This window comes from Streptomyces violens, assembly GCF_000717745.1.
Taxonomy (GTDB): Bacteria; Actinomycetota; Actinomycetes; order Streptomycetales; family Streptomycetaceae; genus Streptomyces; species Streptomyces violens.
In genome coordinates this window covers 67875-90317 of record NZ_JOBH01000019.1, presented here as the reverse complement: position 1 = coordinate 90317, position 22443 = coordinate 67875, and the positions used below count along the sequence as shown (strand labels likewise).

Annotated in this window: 16 protein-coding genes and 2 pseudogenes; 15 read left to right on the top strand and 3 right to left on the bottom strand. The window is 70.1% G+C overall.

Going from position 1 to position 22443, the window contains the following annotated elements:
* The first annotated feature begins 3 nt into the window (after positions 1-3).
* From IF04_RS0130295 to IF04_RS0130275, 4 genes are all read left to right on the top strand, one after another.
* The gene (locus tag IF04_RS0130295; RefSeq protein WP_030265003.1) at positions 4-744 is read left to right on the top strand and encodes a hypothetical protein; all 741 of its coding nucleotides are present in this window, start codon (positions 4-6) and stop codon (positions 742-744) included.
* A 162-nt stretch (positions 745-906) separates the two neighbouring features.
* A complete protein-coding gene (locus tag IF04_RS39370; RefSeq protein WP_063829546.1) occupies positions 907-1470 on the top strand; it encodes a hypothetical protein in 564 nt (187 codons plus the stop codon).
* The gene (locus IF04_RS0130285; RefSeq protein WP_030264997.1) at positions 1467-4388 is read left to right on the top strand and encodes a M48 family metalloprotease; all 2922 of its coding nucleotides are present in this window, start codon (positions 1467-1469) and stop codon (positions 4386-4388) included. The genes IF04_RS39370 and IF04_RS0130285 overlap by 4 nt, the downstream gene beginning before the upstream one ends.
* Positions 4389-4778: 390 nt before the next feature.
* Positions 4779-5669 carry a glycoside hydrolase family 18 protein gene (locus IF04_RS0130275; RefSeq protein WP_245654558.1) on the top strand — a complete coding sequence of 297 codons (891 nt, stop codon included), beginning with the start codon at positions 4779-4781 and terminating at the stop codon, positions 5667-5669.
* A 102-nt stretch (positions 5670-5771) separates the two neighbouring features.
* On the opposite strand, the gene IF04_RS0130270 is transcribed toward IF04_RS0130275, so the two are convergent.
* On the bottom strand, positions 5772-6686 hold the full coding sequence (locus IF04_RS0130270; RefSeq protein ID WP_030264993.1) for a LysR family transcriptional regulator: 915 nt from the start codon (positions 6684-6686) through the stop codon (positions 5772-5774).
* Positions 6687-6800: 114 nt separating this feature from the next.
* On the opposite strand from IF04_RS0130270, the gene IF04_RS0130265 reads away from it, so the two are divergent.
* The 4 genes and pseudogenes from IF04_RS0130265 to IF04_RS38475 all read left to right on the top strand — a co-directional run.
* Positions 6801-7685: an oxidoreductase gene (locus IF04_RS0130265; RefSeq protein WP_051831675.1), complete on the top strand. Its 885-nt coding sequence runs from the start codon at positions 6801-6803 to the stop codon at positions 7683-7685.
* Between the two features lie 367 nt (positions 7686-8052).
* Positions 8053-8868 carry a PP2C family protein-serine/threonine phosphatase gene (locus IF04_RS0130260; protein WP_030264989.1) on the top strand — a complete coding sequence of 272 codons (816 nt, stop codon included), beginning with the start codon at positions 8053-8055 and terminating at the stop codon, positions 8866-8868.
* An 83-nt stretch (positions 8869-8951) separates the two neighbouring features.
* Positions 8952-9923, top strand: coding sequence for an MASE1 domain-containing protein (locus IF04_RS0130255; protein ID WP_245654557.1), 972 nt, complete (start codon positions 8952-8954; stop codon positions 9921-9923).
* 55 nt (positions 9924-9978) lie between these two features.
* Positions 9979-10089: pseudogene (locus IF04_RS38475) on the top strand (IS5/IS1182 family transposase); the annotation flags it as partial.
* A 24-nt stretch (positions 10090-10113) separates the two neighbouring features.
* On the opposite strand, the gene IF04_RS0130250 reads toward IF04_RS38475, so the two are convergent.
* Entirely contained in the window at positions 10114-10998 is an 885-nt protein-coding gene (locus IF04_RS0130250) for an EamA family transporter (protein ID WP_106975702.1), read from the bottom strand.
* 74 nt (positions 10999-11072) lie between these two features.
* On the opposite strand from IF04_RS0130250, the gene IF04_RS0130245 reads away from it, so the two are divergent.
* Complete coding sequence (locus IF04_RS0130245) at positions 11073-12014, top strand: LysR family transcriptional regulator (protein ID WP_030264984.1); 942 nt, start codon at positions 11073-11075, stop codon at positions 12012-12014.
* 91 nt (positions 12015-12105) lie between these two features.
* Here IF04_RS0130245 and IF04_RS0130240 read toward each other — a convergent pair whose 3' ends face one another.
* Positions 12106-13842: a VanW family protein gene (locus IF04_RS0130240; protein WP_030264981.1), complete on the bottom strand. Its 1737-nt coding sequence runs from the start codon at positions 13840-13842 to the stop codon at positions 12106-12108.
* Positions 13843-14242: 400 nt separating this feature from the next.
* Between IF04_RS0130240 and IF04_RS0130235 the strand changes: the two genes are divergently transcribed.
* From IF04_RS0130235 to IF04_RS0130215, 6 genes and pseudogenes are all read left to right on the top strand, one after another.
* Positions 14243-16372 carry an ATP-binding protein gene (locus tag IF04_RS0130235; protein WP_051831674.1) on the top strand — a complete coding sequence of 710 codons (2130 nt, stop codon included), beginning with the start codon at positions 14243-14245 and terminating at the stop codon, positions 16370-16372.
* Between the two features lie 924 nt (positions 16373-17296).
* Complete coding sequence (locus tag IF04_RS0130230; RefSeq protein ID WP_030264977.1) at positions 17297-17626, top strand: hypothetical protein; 330 nt, start codon at positions 17297-17299, stop codon at positions 17624-17626.
* Positions 17627-17637: 11 nt separating this feature from the next.
* Complete coding sequence (locus IF04_RS0130225; protein WP_037961230.1) at positions 17638-19737, top strand: bifunctional polysaccharide deacetylase/glycosyltransferase family 2 protein; 2100 nt, start codon at positions 17638-17640, stop codon at positions 19735-19737.
* A gap of 45 nt (positions 19738-19782) precedes the next feature.
* The gene (locus IF04_RS0130220; protein ID WP_078600985.1) at positions 19783-21129 is read left to right on the top strand and encodes an LCP family protein; all 1347 of its coding nucleotides are present in this window, start codon (positions 19783-19785) and stop codon (positions 21127-21129) included.
* Positions 21130-21197: 68 nt separating this feature from the next.
* Positions 21198-21428 (top strand): annotated as a pseudogene (locus IF04_RS40170) (RHS repeat-associated core domain-containing protein); the annotation flags it as partial.
* Between the two features lie 197 nt (positions 21429-21625).
* On the top strand, positions 21626-22102 hold the full coding sequence (locus IF04_RS0130215) for a hypothetical protein (RefSeq protein ID WP_078600981.1): 477 nt from the start codon (positions 21626-21628) through the stop codon (positions 22100-22102).
* Positions 22103-22443: the final 341 nt, after the last annotated feature.

Genomic DNA, 22443 nt, shown 5'->3' with positions numbered 1-22443 from the left:
ACTATGGATATTCGAGAGACAGTTGGCAGCTTCCGCGATTCGACTCCCCTCCCCGGGCTGGAGGATGCCTGGCACTGGTCTCCCGCTCCCGGCCTCGACTTCGCCGGTGCCCTCTCCGCTGATCGCAAGCGACTGCTCCAGCTGAGCGCCCGCAATTATGACGAGGGTCTGGCAACCGCGGTCCTGCAGTTCGCCCGGTCGCACGAGGAGGAGCTTTTCTCCGATAACCCCTACCTCGGCACCCTCGGCGGATTCACGGCTCCCGACGGCTATTCGTTCGACACGGTCGTGGCCCTGCGACCCGAGGTGCACAATCACTACCGGTTCGAGATGCCGGACCTCACCCCGTACGTAACCCTTGCTTTCCCGGCGTATGCTTGTGAGTTCTCCGGCAAGGAAGATCTCGCAGAGGCGGAGACGCGTTATCGCATGGTGCGGCTGAACCACTTCGACAGGCAGCCGCAGCCGTACCTCAAGATGCGCTTCATCAATACGAAGACTCGTGGCAGGAGCGAAGGAACCGACCGTGGGTTCGCGGAGCCCAGCCGGCTGTTCCAGGAGCTTCGCGACATCGAAGGCGGCTACGAGAGCATCGTCGAGTTCGAGAACCGGCACGGCAAGGTCTGGCGCGTGATGTGGTACGACGGCTGGCACATCGCCGACTGGACCACACAATCCGGCGAGCCCTCGGAAATCGGCCTCGACGAACTCCTCGAATTCAGCCGGGCGCGGTTGACGGAGTAGGCCCAGCCCCCAGGACAACGAGCACCCGACGGAGGTCCGCCCTGGCAGGGGCGGGTCGGCGTCGGCCCGACCGGAGCGAGCGGCGTGACGGTTGGGGTCTGATGCTGACGGCCTTGTTCAAGTTAGCTTGTACACACGGGAGTTGCGTGGGAAGAGCTGCCCGTGGTGGAGGGGCTGGCGCGGTTCGGTGATGCCACGGTCGTGCGGAGATTGGAGTACCGGGGTGGGCGGCGGCGGGAGCCATTGGGCTTCGGGGCGGGTGAGATCGCCGCGTTGGTGACGGGGGTGGTGTGGCTGGCGCTGGACCAGACCGTGCGGCACCTGGGCGAACGGGCGGCGGACAGTGCGCTCCGTCGGGCGGGGGGCCTGCTGCGCAGGGCCCTCCGCAGACCCGAGGAGCCGGCGACGATGCCCCCGCTGACCCCCGAGCAACTTGCCGAGGTGCGGCATCGGGTACTGGAGGTGGCGGCCCGGCGCGGCTTGGAGCGGGAGCGTGCCGAGACGGTCGCCGACGCGGTGGTGGCCCGGCTGGCGCTGGGCCCGGCGGAAGAAGTGCCGCCGGCGTCACAGGGCGAGTCGCACGGAGCCGCGGACAGTGGCACCGGCCTGAGCGCAGAGAGCCGCACAGGCCTGAGCGCCGAGAGCGGTACGGGCGGCAGCGCGGATGGCGGGCCGCCATCGGACACGCCCGGCGGCAGCGAGGGCAGCGCACCGGAGAGGCCGTGACCGTGGCGGCCACCGGGCACCTCACCCCGCCGCGCGTGGACGAGCGCTCGATGCCCTCGGGCACCGCGCTGCGCTTCGTCCTGCTGGTAGTGCTGATCGTGGTCAGCAGCGCCTCGATGATGATCCTCACCCTGGGCGCCGGACCCGATCCGGGGTCTTCGGCCCCGCGCACGGGCAGCAAAGACGGCTGCGTACTGGCCGCAGGAGGAGACCCGTCCCGTCTCGGCGAGGTGGCCCCGCAGGCGGACACCAGCGCCTACCGGGAGTGCATGGATCGCTACGGCCCGAAGGACACCACGCTCTGGTGGCCGTCCGAGGTGTGGCCGGTTCTGATGGTGATCGTGGCCGCCGTGCTGATGTGGGCGATACCGGCCTGGAAGGCGCGGCGTGGGCGGGTCGTCCCGCTGGAGGCCGTGGACGGCGACGGCTCGGTACGGGGCGCACTGACCGAACTGGCCGCGACGGCGGGCCTGGAGCGGGCGCCGCAGGTGGTCGTCGACCCGGCGGCGGCCTCGGCCGGTGCGGTGGTGTTCGGCAGCAACAGGCGGCCGGTGCTGTGTCTGCACGGCGGTCTGCTGGTACGCGCGCGTACCGATCCGGAGGGCTTCCGTGCGGTGCTGCTGCACGAGTTCGCGCATATCCGTAACGGCGATGTCACCCTCACCTATCTCACCGTGGCACTGTGGCGGGCATTCCTCGGCGTGGTGCTGCTGCCGTATGTGGCGCTGATGCTCGGACTGAGCGTGTGGATGGGACTGTTCGCTCTGGGGCTACGTGCGCCGCTGTCGCCCGAGAAGATGGTGGGAATCGACAGCACCTGGCCGCTCATGGCCCGGCTGCTCGGCCTTGCGGGCGTACTGGTGCTGCTGGTCCACCTCGCGCGAGCGGACGTACTGCGCAGTCGGGAGATCCACGCCGACCTGACCGCGGTGCGCTGGGGCGCGGCGCCGCACCACTGGGCGGCGCACGCGGTCGGCCACGGCGCGGCTGCTGCGCCACGCGGTGCGGTGCGGCGGCTACGTGCCTCCTTCGCAGAGCTGTTGCGCACTCATCCACGGTGGGACCTGCGCCGGGACGCGCTGGCCGATCCCGCGGAGTTGTTCGGCGTACGGGCGCTGCCCATGTTCCTCACCGGGGTGACCGTCCCGGTGATCAACGCCCAGGTGTGGTTCTATGCCGCCGGTGCGCACAGCATCCCGCTGCTGACGAAGGCATTCTGGGTGGTGACTGCCGCGCTGGTCGCCGGGGTGGCCGGGGTCGCCCTGTGGCGGGCGGCCGCGCACGCTGTGCTTACCATGCGACGCGAACCCACCGGTGTACGCGCCGGGTTGTGGCTGGGCGTCGGCATGACCGCCGGCGAGCTGGTGGCCTACCAGTCCGGGACCAACACCTGGCTGCCCGGCAACCCCGTGATGCTGCTGTTCCCGCTCGCCGCAGGTGCGGCCTTCGGCTGGTGGACCACCCAGTGCGCCCGATTGTGGACCGGGGCGCGGCCAGAGCGCATTCGGCCGCTGCTGTTGGTGGGGGCGGTGGCCGGTGCGACGGTGTTGACGTCGTGGTTCGCCTGGTGGCAGGTGTTCGGTGTGGCCTACGCGCACGCGGGGTTGCCCTCGGCCGCGGCGATGCGTGCCGTGCTGGTACACGGGCTGTCGCCCGGGCAGATCGCGGAGCAGGACGGCATCCTGGACGGGATGGCCGCACTGTGGCCCGCGATGACGGCCCTGAACCACTGGGCGCTTTCCCTGACCGCGGTCACGGCCCTGTGGCTGCTGCCGTTGACGGCTTGGGTCCTCCGCTCCACCGCGGACCACGGCACTGCGCCGCTTCGGGCAGCACTTCCGCCACTGCGCCGGGTACTGCTGCCCAGCCTGCTGGGCGCGGCGCTGGCCACCATCGCCGTCGCGGTGGTGATGGCGTACATGCACACCTGGCAGCCGCCGCCCGCCGAGCGCGGCCGCCCGCACCTGTGGATCCAGCTGGCCTGGGTGCTGATGCTCCTGGTCGCTGCGGCGACTGCCGCCGCGGCAGCCGCGGCGGCCCTGACCGACCGCTACCGGCTGCTGTGCGCCCTCATTGCCGCCCAGACCACGGTGCTGGCCGGTTTCGCCGGGGCGTTCGTGCTCGCCTCCCTGGACGGCTGCATCACGCCACTGAACGCCTTGCAGTCCTCCTGTTCGCTCCACCCCGACGCCGCCGTACGCCGCGGCTTCCGCCTCATCATGGGCCCCACCCCCATACTCGCTGCGCTCACCGCCACTGTCGCGGCCGCCGTGGTGAGCCTCCTGCACAAGGTGCTCACCGCCCGCCGGACCCGTACGGCCGCGGCCTCCGTTCCGGGGCGGCGACATCCCGTACGGGACCGCCTGCCGGCCCGCCGCCTGTGCGTGGGCATACTGTGCGCCGCGGCGCTGGCCCTCACCGCGACCGACTTGTTCAACCCGGTCGCGAGCCGCTCAACAGCGCACGCCGCCACACCCGGCCAGAAGCGGACCGCCGCTGCCCCGTCCCCCAGGACCCATGCCCTGCAGGTGTACGCCTGGGAGACGTACGGCGGGCTCCGCCTGGAACGCCGCTTGATCACCATCAGCCGCGGGCTCGACCCGCTCATCCAGGACCCGCACGCCATCGACGAGTCCCGCACCCGCGCCCAGTGCGCCAAGTTCCGCCGCTTCGCCGACGACGCCGCCCGGTACTTTCCCGTACCCGACCCGCGGTCCCAGGCCTCCTGGCGCCGCGCCCAGACCTACGCCACCCGCGGCGCCGCGAACTGCGACCGCGCCCTGGACCGCGCCAGTGGTCACCTTTTCGCCACCGCCCTCAACGAATTCACTGAAGCCATGAAATCCATGGGCGCCACGAGCGCCCGCAACCGGAGCATCGTCAAGCGCGCCGGAATCCTGGAACCGCGGCACGGCTGAAGCGGTCTCGGGAGCCGAGGAATCGTGTCGGATCGCACCCCTCAGCGCCGGGCCGGCGCCAGCACGCTCATGCCGAACATCAGGACTCCCAGCGGGAGATGGACCGACGGGACGTGTGCGATGCCGAGCACGATGGTCCCGCAACCCGGAGAAACTGCGGCCGTGGGCGCGGGACGGCCAGAGCGTTTAGCCGTTCCTTCTCTCTGCCCGGTGGCCCGCAACAGCCAACAAATACGCATTAGTTGGCTCTCGTCACTAGCCGTGCACGGAGCCTTGTCGTCAGAATTGCGGCGACTTGGGTGTGGCCATTGTGGTGCGAGGAGTGGGAGTCGAGTCGTGAGTGTAAAGAGGCGGAGTTTTGTTGTCGGGGCGTTGGCAGTGGGTGTGTCCGTGGGAACGTCGACCGGCGGTGCCTGGGCGGTGCGGCGCAAGGACGAGGCGGGGCGGCGGGTGGTCGTGTACTACCAGACGCAGTACAACAACGGGACATACGTCTCGCCGCTGGCGCTGACCGAGCACCGGACGGGCGTGACGGACGTACTGGTGTCGGCCGTGCACCTCAATGACGTCAACGGGCCCTACGCGCCGGTGCACTTGAACGACGACCCGCCGAGCGCGGCGAAGTTCGACCAGATGTGGCGGGACCTCAAGGCCATGCAGGGCCAAGGTGTCAACGTACTGGCCATGGTCGGCGGTGCCGCACCTGGCAGTCACACCCGTCTCGACACCGAATTCGACACCTACTACCCGCTCTTGCGGGACTTCATCGAGGAGTACGGGCTGAACGGCGTGGACCTCGATGTCGAGGAGGACATGTCGTTCGCCGGCATCGAGCGGGTGATCGACGCGCTGCGTGCCGACTTCGGTCCGCGTTTCCTCATCACGCTCGCTCCGGTGGGCACCGCGCTCAGCGGCGGCGGCAATCTGTCGGGCTTCGACTACGAGCAGCTCTACCGGGACCGCGGTGACGACATCGCGTGGTTCAACGCCCAGTTCTACAACGGCTGGGGCAGCATGGCCGACACCCGCAGTTTCGACGACATCATCGCCCGGGGCGTCGTGCCGGAGCAGAAGGTGGTGGCCGGCTCGCTCACCGATCCCGCCAACGGCGGCAGCGGCTACGTCGACATCACCACCCTGAAGTCCACGCTCGGCAAGCTGGTCGACAGGCACCCGGGCTTCGCCGGGGTCGCCGGCTGGGAGTACTTCAACGCACAACCGGGCGGCACGGCAGCGCCTTGGGAGTGGGTGGCGGAGGTCTCCGACGCGCTGTCCGGGTGAGGTGCCGGAGCTTCCTCGGCCGCGTGGAGAGCCATCGGGGCGGCCCGGCCCCTCGGGGCAGCCCGGTCCCTCGGGGCAGCCCGGTCCCTCGGGCGGCCCGGTTCACAACGCGCCGGCTCCCAGCTTCGCCGCCGCGGCCAGGTAGGCCACCACCAAGGGCCGCTCGTCGTCCCGACGGGCAGCCACCGCCAGTTGTGATGGGGCCGCGCCCCGGACAGGCACCGCGATCACCTCGTCCCGGGCGACCAGCGAGGCGTTGCCACTGGCCAGCAGCACCACGCCCTGCCCGTTGGCGACCGCCTCGTGGGCCTCCTCCGCACTGGCCACCACCGCGCCTATCCGCGGCGCGCGGCCGCCCCGGGCGTCCAGGGCCAGCCAGTAGTCCCGCAGCGGGCCGGCCTCGGGAGGCAGGGCGAGGAACGGCTCGTCGAGGAGATCGGTGAAGTCCACCGCCCCCTCGCTGTCGGCTGCGGCCCGCGCCGCCAGAGGGTGTCCATACGGCAGCGCCACGAGGAGCGGCTCGTGCGCCACTACTGCGTACCGGTAGCGATCGCCGCCCGGCAACGGCAGCCAGACGAAGGCGACATCGCTGGTTCCGTCCGCCAACCCTGCGCTGGGATCAGCCCAGTTGACCTGCCGCAGAACGGGCCTCGCCTCCGGGTGCCGGGAGAGGAGCCGGGTCCGCAAGGCGGGCAGCAGCCCGCGGCCCGGGCTGGTGGACATGCCGATCACCAGGGCGTGCCGCTCGGCGTCCCGCACCTCCTCCACCGCCGCCTCGGCGGCCTGCCAGGCGGCCAGCATCGTGCGGGCGTGCGGCAGCAGGGCCTCCCCCACCACCGTCAATCGCACCACCCGCCGGTCCCGATGGAACAGTTCCGCGCCGACCTGCTTCTCCAGCATCCGTATCTGCTTGCTCAGCGCCGGCTGGGAGATGAACAGCCGCTCGGCGGCCCGCGTAAAGCTCAACTCCTCGGCGAGGGCTACGAAGTAGCGCAGATCGCGCCCGTGGACATCCATAACGCATGGCTATCACAACAGGTCTTGGACATGGTCCCGAGGCGCGGGAAGGATCAGTGCTGCCGGTGGGGAGGCCCCGGACGGCAGAAGGACAGCTGACGAGGGAGACGAACAATGACGGACAAGGTCAACGACAACAGCAGCAGCAGTAGCGACAACGGCAACGGCAACGTCTGGCTGGTCACCGGAGCGAGCAGTGGTTTCGGGCGAGCCATCGCCGAGGCCGCCGTCGCCGCCGGTGACACGGTGATCGGCACCGCTCGACGCACCGAGGCGCTGGCCGACCTGGTCGCCGCGCACCCCGACCGGGTGGAGGCGATCGGCCTGGACGTCACCGACGGCGAGCGGATCGACGAGGTGGCCACGGACGTCCTGGCCCGGTACGGCCGGGTGGACGTACTGGTGAACAACGCCGGACGCACGCAGGTCGGGGCGTTCGAGGAAACCACGGACCAGGAGCTGCGCGACCTGTTCGAGCTGCACGTATTCGGCCCGGCGCGACTGACGAGGGCGTTGCTGCCGCAGATGCGGGAGCGGGGCAGCGGCTCGATCGTGAACATCAGCAGTTTCGGCGGACAGATGTCCTTCGCCGGCTTCTCCGCGTACAGCGCGACAAAGGCGGCGCTGGAGCAGTTGTCGGAGGGACTGGCCGACGAGGTGGCGCCGTTCGGCATCAAGGTACTGATCGTGGAACCCGGCGCGTTCCGCACCAACCTGTTCGGCACGGGCGCGGCCTACTTCTCCCAGGAGCACCCGGCGTACGCGGAGAAGGTCGGCGCCACCCGGAAGCTGGTGCAGGGCGGCGACGGCACCCAGCCCGGGGACCCGGCAAAGGCCGCTGCGGCGATCCGGCTGGCCCTGGACGCCGAGCACACCCCACTGCGACTCGCCCTCGGCGGCGACGCGGTGGACTCCCTCCTCGGGCACCTCGACTCGGTACGCACCGAACTCGCCGCATGGGAGAAGGTCTCCCGTGGGACGGACTTCGACACACAGTGACAGTCGTGACAGTCCTGTGCGGCGCGGGACCGGCCAGTAACCGGCCAGTACCAGGCCCGCCGGCAACGACCCCAAGGCCACACCGGCAGGCGCCCGGCGGGGAACCTGATTACGATCGAGCGTGAGAGCTGCTCAGGGCCTTCTCCACCCCGGGCGGGGCCCCTGACCGGCAAAGGGACACGACGCCCGAGCCCGGGAGAAAGGCGATGTTCCGCCGTTCGCGTGACTTCGCGTGGTCTCGTGCGTTCTCGCATGATCTCGTGCGTTCTCGTATCGTGCCGTGCGGTCTCGCATCATGTCGTGCGGTCTCGCATCATGTCGTGCGGTCTCGCGTGGCGGCTATGGCCCGAGGTACCTCGGAGGGTCAATGTCCCGGCATCGTTCCCATCGGCCCGCGAACGCCGACGACCTGCTGGCGGAACTCGGGCGGCTCACGACCCAGGCGCTGGAACGGGCGGAGCTGCAGCGGGCCAGGATCGAGCTGGCCGAGGCCCTGCAGCGCGAGATGCTGCCGGACTCCCTCCCCGAACTGCCCGGGCTGCGGGCGGCCGCCCGTTACGCACCCGCCCGGGACGGCCTGGACATCGGCGGCGACTGGTACGACGGCTTCCGGCTGCCGGACGGATCGCTCGGGTTCTCGGTGGGCGACGTCCAGGGCCACGACGTGGAGGCGGCGGCCTTCATGGGGCAGGTACGCATCGGTCTGCGCGCGGTGGCCGCGTTCACCACCGACCCGGGCGAGGTGCTCAGCCGTACAAACGACCTGCTCTCGGCGTTGGACAGCAGCCTCTTCGCGACCTGCACCTTCCTCCGCTTCGACCCGGCCACCCGGGAACTGTCGGGCGCCCGAGCCGGCCACGTGCCCACCCTGTGGGCAACAGTCGACGGGCAAGGAGGCATCACCCCGGACGACGGAGGCATCCCCCTGGGCATCACGCCCGGTGAGAACTTCCCGGTCACCCGTCACCCGCTGTCCGCGCCGGGAGCGTGCGTCCTGGTCACGGACGGAGTACTGGAGGGACCGGCCTTCCCCATAGAGGCCGGGCTGGAACACGTACTGGGGATCGTCACGGCCGGCGCGGACGGTCCCCCGGACGAACTGGCGGCCGAGGTCCTCACTGTGGCCGACCTGACCGGGCACACCGACGACGCGGCGGTGCTGGTCCTGCGCTACGACGGGTGAGCGACCGGGACGCGGCCCCGCGTGTCACGGCCCGCCGCGGGCACGGACCGTTGTCTCATGGCGACGTGGTGCGATCCGAGGGCTTGCGACGCCCGGCAGCGACGGGGCTGATGATCCTCGTCGTCGCCGTTGCGTACGCCGCGACGGGGAAACTCGGCCTGCTGGAACAGGTCGTCATCGCGGGCGCACGCGTCACGCCATTGTGGCCGCCCACCGGCGTGGCCCTGGCCTGCCTGCTGCTCGCCGGCATCCGCGTCTGGCCCGGGATCGCCCTGGGCGCGCTGCTGATCATGGCGACCCTCGGGCCGCTGACCCCCGCCGCCCTCGCGATCGCCTTCGGCAACACGGCGGGCCCGCTCTGCTCCTATCTGCTGCTGCGGCGCGCAGGCATCCGGACCGGGCTCGACCGGTTGAGCGACGGCCTGATACTGGTCTTCGGCGGCCTCGCCGGGACGCTGATCAGCTCCGGGGTAGGGAGCGGAACGCTGCTGCTCACCGGCGAGGTTTCCGCGATCGAATTCTGGCGCGCTTGGTCCGCGTGGTGGACCGGGGATGCGATGGGCGTACTGGTGGTCACACCGGTGCTGCTCAGCCTGCACGCCGCCCGGCCGCTCAAGGAGGGGGACCTGCGGGAGTGGGCCGAACCCGCGGTACTGCTGGCCGCCACGGCGGCCGTCACCACCGCCGTAACCAACATCTCGCTTCATCTCCTGTTCCTGGTCTTCCCACTGCTGATCTGGGCTGCGCTGCGCACCCGCCTGGTCGGCGCAGCGCCGTGCGTACTGCTGCTGTCCGTACTCACCGTGGTGGCGATGGCCCAGCGCCGCGGGCCGTTCGCGGACCAGAGCATCGTCGAGAACATGGTCACCCTGCAGGCGCTCAACGGCGCAGCCTCACTGACCACCCTGCTGTTGGCGGCCGTCGTAGCCGAGCGGGAGAACACGTACCAGAAAATCGAACAGGCCTGCACCGTCCTCACCGAGGTGGTCTCCAGCCTCGCCCCATCCCGAACCCCCGACCTCCACCCACCACCCGGCGAGCAGACCCGCGAGTGACGGTATGCCCGGAGGGCGGGGCACACGGAGGACGACGCGGCGGAGCGTGCGGCCGCCGTGTCGCCGGTGCGGTCATCAGCGGCAGCAGGTGGTAATCGTCGACGGCACCCTTGTGCCCACGCGCGACCGCGAGGTGTCCGCCTCATCGAGGAAGCATCGCTACTCGGTGGCGACCACTGGGCGGTCCGTGTCAGCGACGGCCAGTGCGGCACGAGACCGCGTTGGTGCCGAGACGTGGCCCGCTGTCGCTCTTCTCCCGGCGGACCACCGCCCCGGCGCTCGCTGCGCCTACGCATGCCAGCGCCGACCACTGAGCAAGGTTCAGGTGTTCGTCCAGGACCAGCACTCCTGCGAGGCCCGCGCTCGCGGGTTCCAGGCTGGTCAGGACGCCCACCGTGCGCGTCGGCAGGCGTCTCAGGGCTGCCAGTTCCAGCGAGTACGGGAGCACTGCCGAGAGCACCGCCACCGCGACCCCGGTCACCAGCACCCGAGGGGCGAGCAGCTCCGCCCCTCGGTCTGCTATGCCCAGCGGCACTGTGAGCACGGCCGCCCAGGTCACCGCCAGTGCCAGCGGACCGCCTCCGGCGCTTCGGGATCCCGCCTTCCTGCTCAGCACGAGATACGCGGCCATGGAGGCCCCCGCGGCCAGGGCGAGAAGCACTCCGGCGAGCGGGACGCCGCTGCCGTCCGGGGCGTGGAACAGCCAGACCCCGCATCCGGCCAACGCGGCGCATCCCACGTCACGGAGGCGGCGTGAGGTGAGCAGTGCGAGCGTGATCGGCCCGAGGAGCTGGAGGGCGCTCGCCAGGCCCAGGGGCAGGAAGAGCAGCGCGGGGTAGATCAGGTTCATCCCCGCGATGGCCGTCCCGAAGCCGAGGACGAGGAGCAGGTCAGTACGGCTGCGCGGCAGCGGCGGCCGGTACAGGAGAAGCAGGAGCACCGCGGCCAGGCCGAGGCGCAGCGCCACGGCTCCCGGCGCGCCGACCGAGCCGGAGAGCTGCTTGCCCAGCGCCTGCCCGAACTGAATGCTCAGGACGCTTCCGAGCATCAATGCGGGGGCGGGAGGCTTCGTCATGGCCCCAGACTCGGTGACCGCGAGCATGCACGTCCAGCAAACCTTTTCGCACGTATTTGTTTAGGCTGGCCTACATGATCGACCACCGGCTGCACGTCCTGCGTACCCTCGCCGAGCACGGCACGGTGACCGCGACGGCCGCCGCGCTGCACCTCACCCCCTCTGCCGTCTCCCAGCAATTGCGCCTGCTGGGCCGCGATCTGGGGGTGCAGCTGTTGCGGCCGGAGGGCCGGCGCGTACGGCTGACACCGGCCGCGCTCACCCTGCTTCGGCACGCCGACGTGTTGCAGGCGCAGTGGGAGGTCGCCCAGGCAGAGCTCGCGCAGCAGAGCGAGACCCCCCGGGGCACGCTGCGATTGTGCGGGGTCTCTTCCGCGCTGGCCGCGCTCGCCGCCCCGGCCCTCGCCCGGCTACGGAGCACACACCCGCAGGTGGAGCCGCGGATCCTCGAGGAGGAGAGCGCGGAATGCTACCGGCTCCTGCTCGCCGACGAGGCGGACGTGGCCCTGGTACTGCCCGGCCCTGACGCGCCGCCCGTCACCGACGCCCGTTTCGAGCAGGCACCGTTGCTGACCGACCGTCAGGACCTGCTTGTCCCCGAGGGGCACCGGCTCGCCCGGCCCGAGGGGGTCGAACTCGCCGAGGCCGCCGGAGAGTTCTGGATCGTCAAGGAACGGAACAACGACACCTACCCGCTGGTGACGGCGGCGTGCGCGGCGGCCGGATTCACCCCTCACATCGCCCATGAGGTCAAAGAGTGGTACGCCGTCTCAGCTCTCGTCGCCGAGGGGTTCGGCGTCTGCCTCGTGCCCAGGATCGTGCCGCTTCCCGCGCATGCGGTCACGCGGGTCCCGCTGCGGGGCGAACCGGTGCCTGTGCGGCGGTACTTGACCGCCATACGGCGTGGCAGTGCCGAGCATCCCCTCGTAGCGGCCGCACTGGACGCGCTGCGCGATGCGGCGTCGGGCCCCGCTGGTGACGGCTACCAGCGGGGCCAGCGTGGGGTGCGGAGGTGAGCAAGCCTGCTCACCGCCTTCGTTCGGCCGGCCTGGACGTGCGATCACGCCGGTGTCCCGCCCTGTGGCAGCGGGGCGCCCGAAGGTGCGATCAGTCGCAGGTCACCCGGTCCCGCGGGATGTAGTGGGTACGGAACGGCTCGCGCTTCACTTCCTCGCCGCGTTGGTAGAAGACCCGCTGCACGGTGACGTCGAAGCCTTCGAGCGGGGTCTGCGGCTCACAGTCCTTCTCGGCACCCGGCCGCTCCCCCGGCTTCTGCACATTGGTGCGCGGCCCCTTGATCGCCTTCACGTCGTCGTACTTCTTGGTGCCGAGGAAGGTGACCGTCACGGAGGTATCGGTGGCCTTCGCCTGGATGTAGACGGCCTTGCCGGAGTCGTTGTTGAACTTCAGGTCCAGGCTTCCCCACGCGACCGTCGCCTCGCGGCCCTCGGGGTAGCGCTCGATGTAGAAGGAGTGGGCGCCGTGCTCCACGGGCTTCAGCCCGGCGAAGAACAACGCGTTGTACGTGGTGGTGGCCACGGTCGACACACCGCCGCCGGCCGCCTTGGTGTACTGGCCGTCGAGGATGATGGTGCCGTCGGTGAAGCCATTGGCCTTGGTGCGCTCGCCGACGGTCTTGTTGAGGCTCCAGGTCTCGCCGGGCCGGACGAGCGAGCCGTTGATGAGCTGCACCGCACGGCCGATGTTCTTCGTACGGTAAGGGGCCGGTTCGAAATTCACGGTGAAGGAGGACATCTTCTCCTTCAGGCCCAGCTGTGCGGCGTTCTCCCGGGTCACCTTCGGCCGGGTCTTCTCCGTATCCACCTCGCCGGTACGGGCGGCCGCGCCCGAGCGGGTGAGCAGCGGCATCACGGCCTTGCCCAGCGCCTTGTCCGTGAACTTCTGGCCGGTCCTGGCGTCGGCGCCCACCACGACCCGGTCTCCATCGAGGTTCAGCTCGGCATCCCGGGCCGGACCGGCGATCCTGGCCAGGGGGCGGGCCACCGCGGGGTCGGCGCGCAGGCCCTTGACGTCGAGCTTCGGGGTCAGCTTGCCGGCGTCGTCCGGCCGCATCTTCAGGTGCTCACCCAGAGTGCCCTGGCTGATCGTGAGCCGCTTGCCACCCAGGATGAGCGTGACCGGCGCCGACATGGCCGGGCGCGCGAACTCGCGCACCGCCCGCCGCGTCTCTTCGGCGGTGATCTTCGGCTTGGTCTCGCGGGTGGGCAGGGCCGTGGCGGAGCCGGCCGCGCTGCCCGCAGTGGCGGTCTTGTCACCGGCCGTATCGCCGCCGGCGAAGGCGGTACGCAGGGCACCGACCGCCGCGCCCACGTCCAGGGCGTACCCGCTGCGCGGCGCGACCTCCCTGGCCTCGCCGTCGTCGAAGGTCACGGCGCCGTCGCGGACCTTCTGGTCGTGGGTCTTCGCCAGCTTCTCCAGGGCGGCACGGGCCTTGTCCTCGTCCGTACGGACCACTGGCTCGATGTCGCCGCCCGAGCGGAAGAGCCCGCCGATCACGGTGACCGGATCGGCGCCGGTGTGCGCCGCCCGGTCGACGCTCTTCTGTACGTCGACGGAGAGCCCGGCCTGCCGCGGGTCCACCTTGCCGACGCGGTCGCCGATCTTCACGACCAGAGCCTTCGATCCGGCCGCCGACAGGCTCGTATCCAGCTTCTGAGCGGCCTCCGCCCGGCTCAGGCCCCCGATATCTACTCCGTGCACGGACGTACCCGCGTCGATGTCACCGCCCGTGAGCATCCCGGCGGCATACAGACCACCGACACCAAGGGTCAGCGCACCGCCCGCCAGGACGACGGGCGGGACGGAGCGTACGCGGCGGGGCATGGGGCTCCCTGGGGGTCGGGGATCAGAGCGCACCCAATGACACAACGGTGTGTACATGGGAGTAGACCACGCTCCCATAACGGGCAATAGGTTCATATGGCCCAGCTCACGCCAGCCGCTCCCGGATAATTGCTTCGCGTCTGTCAGCGAGCCAACGCATTTCGAATAGCGCCGCGCGTTGTGTTTTTACCGGGCGACGGAGCTCCGGTCCTCGTAGACGACCTCCATGGTGAAATCACATTCTTGCTTGTCCTGGTCGATCGTGATCTCCAGCCGTCACATGCAGTCGCTTTTCTGCTAACGGCTACGCCGCGTGGCAGGAGTCGGCAGGCTGCTCCCGTACGGAGCTGAAGGCCCGTACGGAGCGCAAGGCCCGTACGGGGCGGAAGAGGGGGCGGTCGTGACCAAGCGGCCGCGGGTGGGGAATCTACCTGCAGAGACGACCGAGCTGATCGGGCGCCGGGCGGAGCTGACGCAGGTGCGGCGGCTGCTCGGGGGCTCCCGGCTGGTGACGCTGACCGGGGTCGGAGGCGTGGGCAAGACCCGGCTGGCGCTGCGGACGGCGACCGAGGCGCAGCCGCAACTCCGCGACGGGGCGTGGTGGGTGGAGCTCTCCCCGCTGCGGCACGGTGCCCTGCTGACGCACACCATCGCCGAGGCGCTCCCCTTGGCGGACCAGTCCACCCGTCCGATGATCGAGGTGCTGGCGGACTATCTGGCGGGCCGTGAGCTGCTGTTGGTGCTGGATACCTGTGAGCACCTGGTGGCCGAGTGCGCGTTGGTGGCCGAGGCGCTGCTGGCGGCGGCGCCCGGGCTACGGATCTTGGTGACCAGTCGCCGGCCTCTTGGTATGTACGTGGAGCGGCTGCTGACCGTCGCGCCGCTGCCCGTTCCCGAGAACGAGTACGAGAACGAGGCGGCCGGGAAGGCGGACGCGGTCGCCCTGCTCGCTGCCCGGGCCGCCGAGGCGGCGCCCGGTTTCGCCGTCACCGACGCCAACCGCCCCGGCCTCGTACGCCTGTGCCGCCGCCTGGACGGCCTGCCACTCGCGATCGAACTCGCCGCCGCCCGCCTGCGGGAGCTGACCGTGGCCGAGCTGACCGAGCGGCTGGAGGACCGTTTCGCCGCCCTGGGTGACACCGACGATCTGGTGGCGGAGACCGAGCCTCCCTGGCACCAGGCGCTGCGCACCGCGATCGGCTGGAGCCATGAACTGTGCACCCCCCTTGAGCGGTTGGCCTGGGCCCGGCTGTCGGTCTTCGCCGACGGTTTCGACACCGAGGCGGCCCGGGCGGTCTGTGCCGACGCACACCTTCCGCGGCACGAGATCCCGGGTGTGCTGGACGCGCTGGCCGACAAGTCCCTTCTCACCCCCACACCGGCGGACGGCCTCCGACTGCGCTACCGGATGCTGGACACCATCCGCGAATACGGTGCCGGCTGGCTGCGCAATCTGGGCGAGGAGCACACACTGCGCCATCGGCACCTGCTGTATTACCAGTCGCTGGCCCACCACGCGGATGCCAGGTGGATGGGGCCCGACCAGATCACCTGCTACGAGAACGTGCTCGCCGAGCACGCCAACCTCCGCGCCGCGCTCGACTTCTGCCTCTCCGAAGGGGACGGACACACCGCGCTCGATATCGGCGGCGCCTTGTGGTTCTTCTGGTTCGCCTGCGGCTTCGCCCGGGACGGCCGGCACTATCTGGACCAGGCCCTGGCCCTGGACCCGGCCCCGGGACCGGTCCGGGCAAAGGCCCTGTGGGCCTGCGGTGTCGCCGCCATCGCTCAGGGTGAGGCGGAGGCCGGGCTCCGCCTCGCCGGCGCCTTCCGACCGGCCGCGGGGGAATCGGAGACCGACGAGACCGCCCTGGTCGCCGCCGCCTATCTGGAAGGCGGCAGCCTCACGGTCAGTGGTGAGCAGGAGCGGGCCGCGCAGGTACTCGATGCGTCACGGTCCGGGCGTCCGGTCCGTGGACGTTATGACGCGGCGTGGTTCCTGGTGCGGGCAGCCCGGGCCTTCGTCCACGTCCACCTCGGGCAGTTCGCCGACGCCGCGGCCGTCGCCGACGACCTGCGCACCGAGTGCGCCCGCCGCGGTGAAACCTGGGCCCATGCGTGGGGCGACTACATGCGCGCCCTCGCAGCGCTCGGGTTGGGACGGCCGGGGGAAGCCATGGCCCATGCCCGTACCGCCGTCAAGGGCAAGCACCGCCTGCACGACAGCCTCGGCATCGCCATGGCCATCGACCTGCTCGCCTCCGCGACTGCCGCCTCCGGGCACGCCGAGCGGGCCGCCCGTCTCCTCGGCATCGCCGAGCGGATCTGGCACACCCTCGGCACCCCTCAGATGGGCATGCCCGAACTCGTCGCCGCCCGCCAGGCGTGCGAGACAGAGGCCCGCCGCCTCATCGGGGGCGACGCCTACAAAACCGCCTTCCACTCCGGATACGACACCGATCCCGATACCGGCATCGCCTACGCCCTGAATACGCCCGATGCCGCGCATGAATCGATCAGGCAACGCTGAGTGCGGCCCCTGCGGCGCGACCTCCTCGGCCAAAGAACCTCCGCTGGCACCAGCTGGTACAGCGCTCCGTGAGTCGACGTGTCCAAGGGATGAGTTGCCCCATTCACCACGCAGATGCGGGTAACCGGCGAACTCGAACTGCCATGACTTACCCGGCGGAAAGAGGCGGGTGGCACGCAGAACATGGATGAGGAGAAGTAAAGCTGCGGTAACGCTCTGCCGATCCCCCTCCCCCATTAAGCCTTTTACTGGCACCGTCTGGCGCAGGTGTGCGCTCACGTTCCATGAAGCGCATGCCCGTTCCAGTACGACCCGGGTGCGGTTCGGCCCGGGACCCCCACGCGTACGGCTGTACCCCACACGGCCGGGAACGAGGAGAACCCAGTGCTAGGCACCACCCCCCACACCTCCATATCTGCGGCAATCACCAGAGCCCGGAGCGCGGTCCGTGCGCCCTTCGCCGGGTGTCATCGCGTCAGACGCGGTGCCAAAGGCCCCATCAACGGATAGCCACTGGACGTAGCCGCCGACGCGTCGCCAGGAGCGTACTGACGTGGCCTTCCCGGCCTACCGGGGAGGCCACTATCGCATGCATGCCGAATTACGGACTTTTTCCATGGAGTTCGACCTTGTCCGGAATTCCGGAGCATCGCGTTCCAGTGCAAACCGGGCTTGTGAGCTCGATACCCCCACGATATTGGCCCGCGCGTGGCCGCAGATCAGGAGTACTGAGTGCGAGGCACTCCCCACATACCAAACATTCCGGAAGCCGAGGGCTTCCCTCATACCTCTCACGCGGACGCGGCCGGGCACGGCGCGCCTGCGCGGTGGGACCTTCCCATGACACACCGCTCGCGACGCGAGGAACAGTTGCCTCGCCCGGTGTTCATCGACAATTCAGGCTGGCGCAGGAGGCTTTCGCGCTTGCTGGCGGTCGCTGTCGGATGCGCGTGCATCGGGTACCTGATGCTCGTCGGCATGCTGATCGGCGGGCTGTGGCAGCCCATCGGGTCGCAGCCGCCCAGCACCACAGGTCCGCTGCGGGCCGGCCCCGACCAGCCTGTCGCCGGCAAGCCCGGCGCGGGTCCCCACCGGCCGATCGCCGGAGAGCCGAGTCCGCGCCCCGGCGGGGCGCAGCGCATCGACGCCCCCCGCGTGCCGGGCTCCGCCGAACACCCTGGCACCCGGCACAGCCGGACCCCACCGTCCGCCAAAGCCGAAGCCGGGGCCCCGCGCGGGGGCGCTGAGAAGTGAGTCGGCATGCGATGCGCCGGCCCCCGCGCGGGCACTGGGCGCTGCTGCTGCTCGTCCTCACCGTGGTCATCACCGCCCTCGCCTTCGAGGGGTGGACCACGCACGAAGTCGACTCGGCACGCTCGAAGCGCCCGTGCAGCACGCCCATCCCGCGCGAGGCGGACGACGGGAGCCCGGTGCTCCGGCTCAGCGACGGCCGGATCGAGACGGCGCGCATGCCGGCCGGCACCGCGGCGCTCACGTTCGACGGAGGGCCCGATCCCGAGTGGACGCCGCGCGTGCTCGGCCTGCTGCGCAAGCACCACGTGAAGGCCACGTTCTTCGTCCACGGCTCGCGCGCGGCCCGGCACCCGGAGCTGATGAAGCGGATCCACGACGAGGGCCACGAGGTCGGCTCGTACACCTACACCGGCGGCGATCTCGGCGCGGCCTCACCTCTGCGAGCCCGCATGGAGCTGTCCCTCACGCAGACCGCGCTGGCGGGTACGGCGGGCGTCAACACCCGGCTGCTGCGGCTGCCGCACACCACCGCGGCCGACACCCTCTGCGGCGCCGAATGGGCGGCTGCGGAACGGGCCGCCTCGCAGGGCTACTTGTTGGTGGCCTCCGACCGCAAGTCGCGGAAGCCGTGGCAGGGGGTGGTGAGGCAGTACAGCCAGACGGATCTCGGCTACCGGGAGGCGGAGGCGTTGCTGCGGGACCGGAGCGTACATCGGTTCACCACTGTCTCCGCCGGGCTCGGCCGTCCCTTCCCCAACACGCGGGCTTCCCTCACCCAGCGACTGGAGGGCAAAGGGCTGTTGTGGGCGCAGGATCTGGGACACATGTTCACCACCGTCATGGCCTGGGCCCTCGGTGTCGCGGGCGCGCTCAGCGTGGTGCGGTTGCTCATGCTCGTCGTCTTCGCCCGCGCACACGTACGGCGGCTGCACCGGTTCGGACCCGGCACACCCCGGCTGAGGCCCGTGACCGAGCCGGTGACGGTGCTGGTGCCCGCGTACAACGAGGAAGCGGGCATCGCCTCCACCGTCCACTCGCTGCTGGCCTCCACCCATCCGCAGCTGCAGATCGTCGTCATCGACGACGGGTCGACGGACAGCACAGCGGCCATCGCCGAAAGCATCGACGACCCCCGCGTGAGGGTGGTGCGGCAGCCCAACGGTGGCAAGCCCAGAGCCCTCAACACCGGCCTGGTGCACACCCGGCACGACATCGTCGTGATGGTCGATGCCGACACCGTCTTCGAACCGGAAGCGCTGACCCGACTCGTCCAACCGCTCGCCCACCCCGCCGTCGGCGCCGTCAGCGGCAATACCAAGGTCGGCAACCGCCGTCGGCTGCTGGGCAGGTGGCAGCACCTGGAGTACGTCATCGGCTTCAACCTCGACCGGCGGATGTTCGAGGTCCTGGAGTGCATGCCGACGGTGCCCGGAGCCATCGGCGCCTTCCGCAGGGACGCGCTGATGGGCATCGGCGGCGTCAGCGATGACACGCTGGCCGAGGACACCGATCTCACGATGTCGCTGTGGCGGGCCGGCTGGCGCGTCGTCTACGAGCAGTCGGCCGTTGCCTGGACGGAAGTGCCCGGCTCGCTCGGCCAGTTGTGGCGGCAGCGCTACCGGTGGTGCTACGGCACGCTCCAGTCCATGTGGAAACACCGGCGCTCGGTCTTCGAGATGGGGCCGTCCGGGCGCTTCGGCCGCCGGGCACTCTCCTACCTCTGCCTGTTCCAGGTCCTGCTGCCGCTGTTCGCGCCCGTCGTGGACGTGTTCGCGCTGTACGGCGTGCTGTTCCGGGACCCGACGCAGGCGATCCTCGTCTGGCTCGGCTGCCTCGCCGTGCAGATGATCACCGCCGCCTACGCGCTGAGGCTCGACCGGGAGAAGCTGCGCGCGATGTGGACGCTGCCGCTCCAGCTCTTCGTCTACCGGCAGCTGCTGTACCTCGTGGTCATCCAGTCGGTGATCACCGCGCTGCTCGGCACCCGGCTGAAGTGGCACAGCATGGACCGCGCCGGCACCGCGGACCCCTACCTGCTGGATGAGTCCCCGAACCGGGACCCATCCCCGGACCGGGACCTTTCTCCGAACCGGGACCTGTTGTCGAAGTGACCGACGAACCGAACCGAAGCAGTGGAGCGAGCGAGGAGTCGGACCATGAGCGACCCGCACGACCTGTGGGCCGAGGAAGTCCCGTGCCAAGGCCCGCCCGGCGGCAACACCGCCCAGCGGCCCCACGCCACTTGGAGCGCACGCCCCGCCTCCGGAGAAACCGTCCACGTCGACCCGGAGACGCTGTACGCCGACGACAGGACGTGGCAGCAAAGCGCGTACGAGGACGTGACGCGGGACGTGACGCGGGACGTGGCGCAGGACGTGACGAGTTACGCACTCAACGGAGTGCTCCCCACCCGGCATGGCGGCCACCCCGTGTCCGTCGTCCCCGCGAACTATGCAGGTCGCCCCTCATCCCACTACGGGCCACGCCGCGCCCACGCCCGCCACCCCAAGAAGCGACACCGGCTGCGGCGGGCCGCGCTCGGCCTTCTCGCCGCCGTCATCGCGGGCGCCGTCGGCACCTACGGCTGGGCCGACACCGAGCTCAACCGTGACGTCGACCTCGACTCGTACGGGAACCGCCCCCCGCACGGCAAGGGCACCAACTACCTGATCGTCGGCTCCGACAGCCGCGACGGGCTCTCCCAGGACGACCAGAAGGACCTGCACGCGGGCGGAGGCGGCGGCCGCCGCACGGACTCGATGATCGTGCTGCACACCGGCGCCAACGGCACCAGCATGGTCAGCCTTCCACGCGACTCCTGGGTCACCGTGCCCGGCCACACCAACCCGGCCACGGGCAAGACCTCGCGGCCCACCGGGGACAAGCTGAACGCCGCGTTCTCCTACGGCGGCCCCCAACTCCTCACCCGCACCATCGAGTACAACACCGGGTTGCGGATCGACCACTACGCGGAGATCGGCTTCGCGGGCTTCGTGAACATCGTCAACGCCGTCGGTGGCGTCCGGATGTGCCTGGAGCGGGGCATCAAGGACAAGAAGTCCGGCGCCGACCTCAAGAAAGGGTGCCAGACCCTCAACGGCAAGCAGGCACTCGCCTTCGTCCGCCAGCGACACCAGGAAGCCGAGGGCGACCTGGGGCGCACGCAGAACCAGCAGAAGTTCCTCTCGTCCCTCGCCCACCAGGCCGCCAAGCCCGGCACCGTCTTCGACCCGTCCGAAATCTACCCGGCCGTCAAAGCAGGTCTGGACACCCTCATCGTCGACAAGGGGATGAACCTGCAGGACCTCACGAACCTGTTCCGCGCGGTCCAGAGCGTCTCCACCGGCAAGGGAAAGCAGATCAACGTCCCCGTCTCCGGCATCGGCATCCCCACCCGCAAGGGCAGCGTCATCACATGGGACGAGAAGCAGTCCCGCAGACTCTTCACCGAACTCCAACACGACCGCCCAGTCACGACGCCGACGAAGCCCCCGAGGAAGTAGCGGACGTAGAGGAAGTAGCGGTACCGCCTGCCGGTGGAGCGGGCCGTCAGGTGCGGCGGCTCGAAAGCGTTGGCACCCCCACCGAACTGCGCGACAAGACAGGCGAGATCAACCGGCGCAGCCGATCCGCACTGCGGGGCACCACCGCCTGGAACCGCAGCGCCAGCGCTTACACACCACTGCGCTTCCCTGGCCAGTACGACGACCGCAAGACCGGTCTCCACTACAACGTCCACCGCTACTACAACCCTGCCACGGGCCGCTACCTCAACCCCGATCCGCTCGGCCTCGCCCCCGCATCAACCACATACCGACCAAGTCGGCCTACAAGCATCTCGTCGACCCAAAGCTCGCTCCGCACCCGGGTCCTGCCATCCGCATGGAGAACCGGACCACAGGCTGGTGACCAGCACCGGTTACGGCGCCGAGGCCCGACAATGGCAGCAGCAGCAACGGCTGGAGTATTAACTACGACCTGCTCAAGCGAGGGATGACAATGCAGCTGAACCTCAACCCGCCCACCGGCGTCGGCCCATTGTGCTTCGGCATGGCGATCGCCGACGCCGCGGAGGTTGCTTCCGCGTGGGGCGAGGTGAGGGTGGGTCAACCCGCACAAGGGAGCACGGCGTTCAAGGTGCTGATCGTGCATCCCGATTTCGAAGTAGTCCTCCTGGCGGATGACGGGGAGACCCTCACGGGGGTGGAGACCTGGCGCTTCGAAAACGAAGAAGCCGATGTGCAGGTGGAGTTCGATGGAATGGATGTCTTCCGCACTCCTGCACATGACCTCATTCAGCGAATCAGCGAAGCCGGGCACGAGGCAGACACCAGCGACGACGAGGTGACCGTCTACCCAGGTCTCGCGTTGCTGCTTTCTCGCGAAACCAGCCGCGAAGCGCCACTCGACCCCCACGATGGGCATCCCCGCTATGTCCACTACGCGCTTGCGGCGCCCAGTGAGTATTTCGACTGACCTCCGATCGCTTCGGCAAGCGCCGGCCGAACAGCTCGTGCCCCCGCTCGCACCAAGGTGAGGGATGCCATTCTTCGCACATCGGCTTGGCCTGCTGGTTCTGGCGCTCCCTGGGCGAGCCGTGATCGCTCCACCGTCGAGGGTCCGCCCCGCGACGGTACCCCCGGTCCGTCCGCCCGCGACCGGCCACGCAGCCCGCTCCAGGTTTCCCGGGCGTTGAGCGCGGTGAGCAGGCCGAATCCGCGACTCGCGCCCGGTCGTCCTGCCCCAGGTGGCCGACGCCTCCCACCAGCTGCCCCCGGCAGCCCGCCGGTTGAAGTACCTGGCGCCCCGCCCGCAGC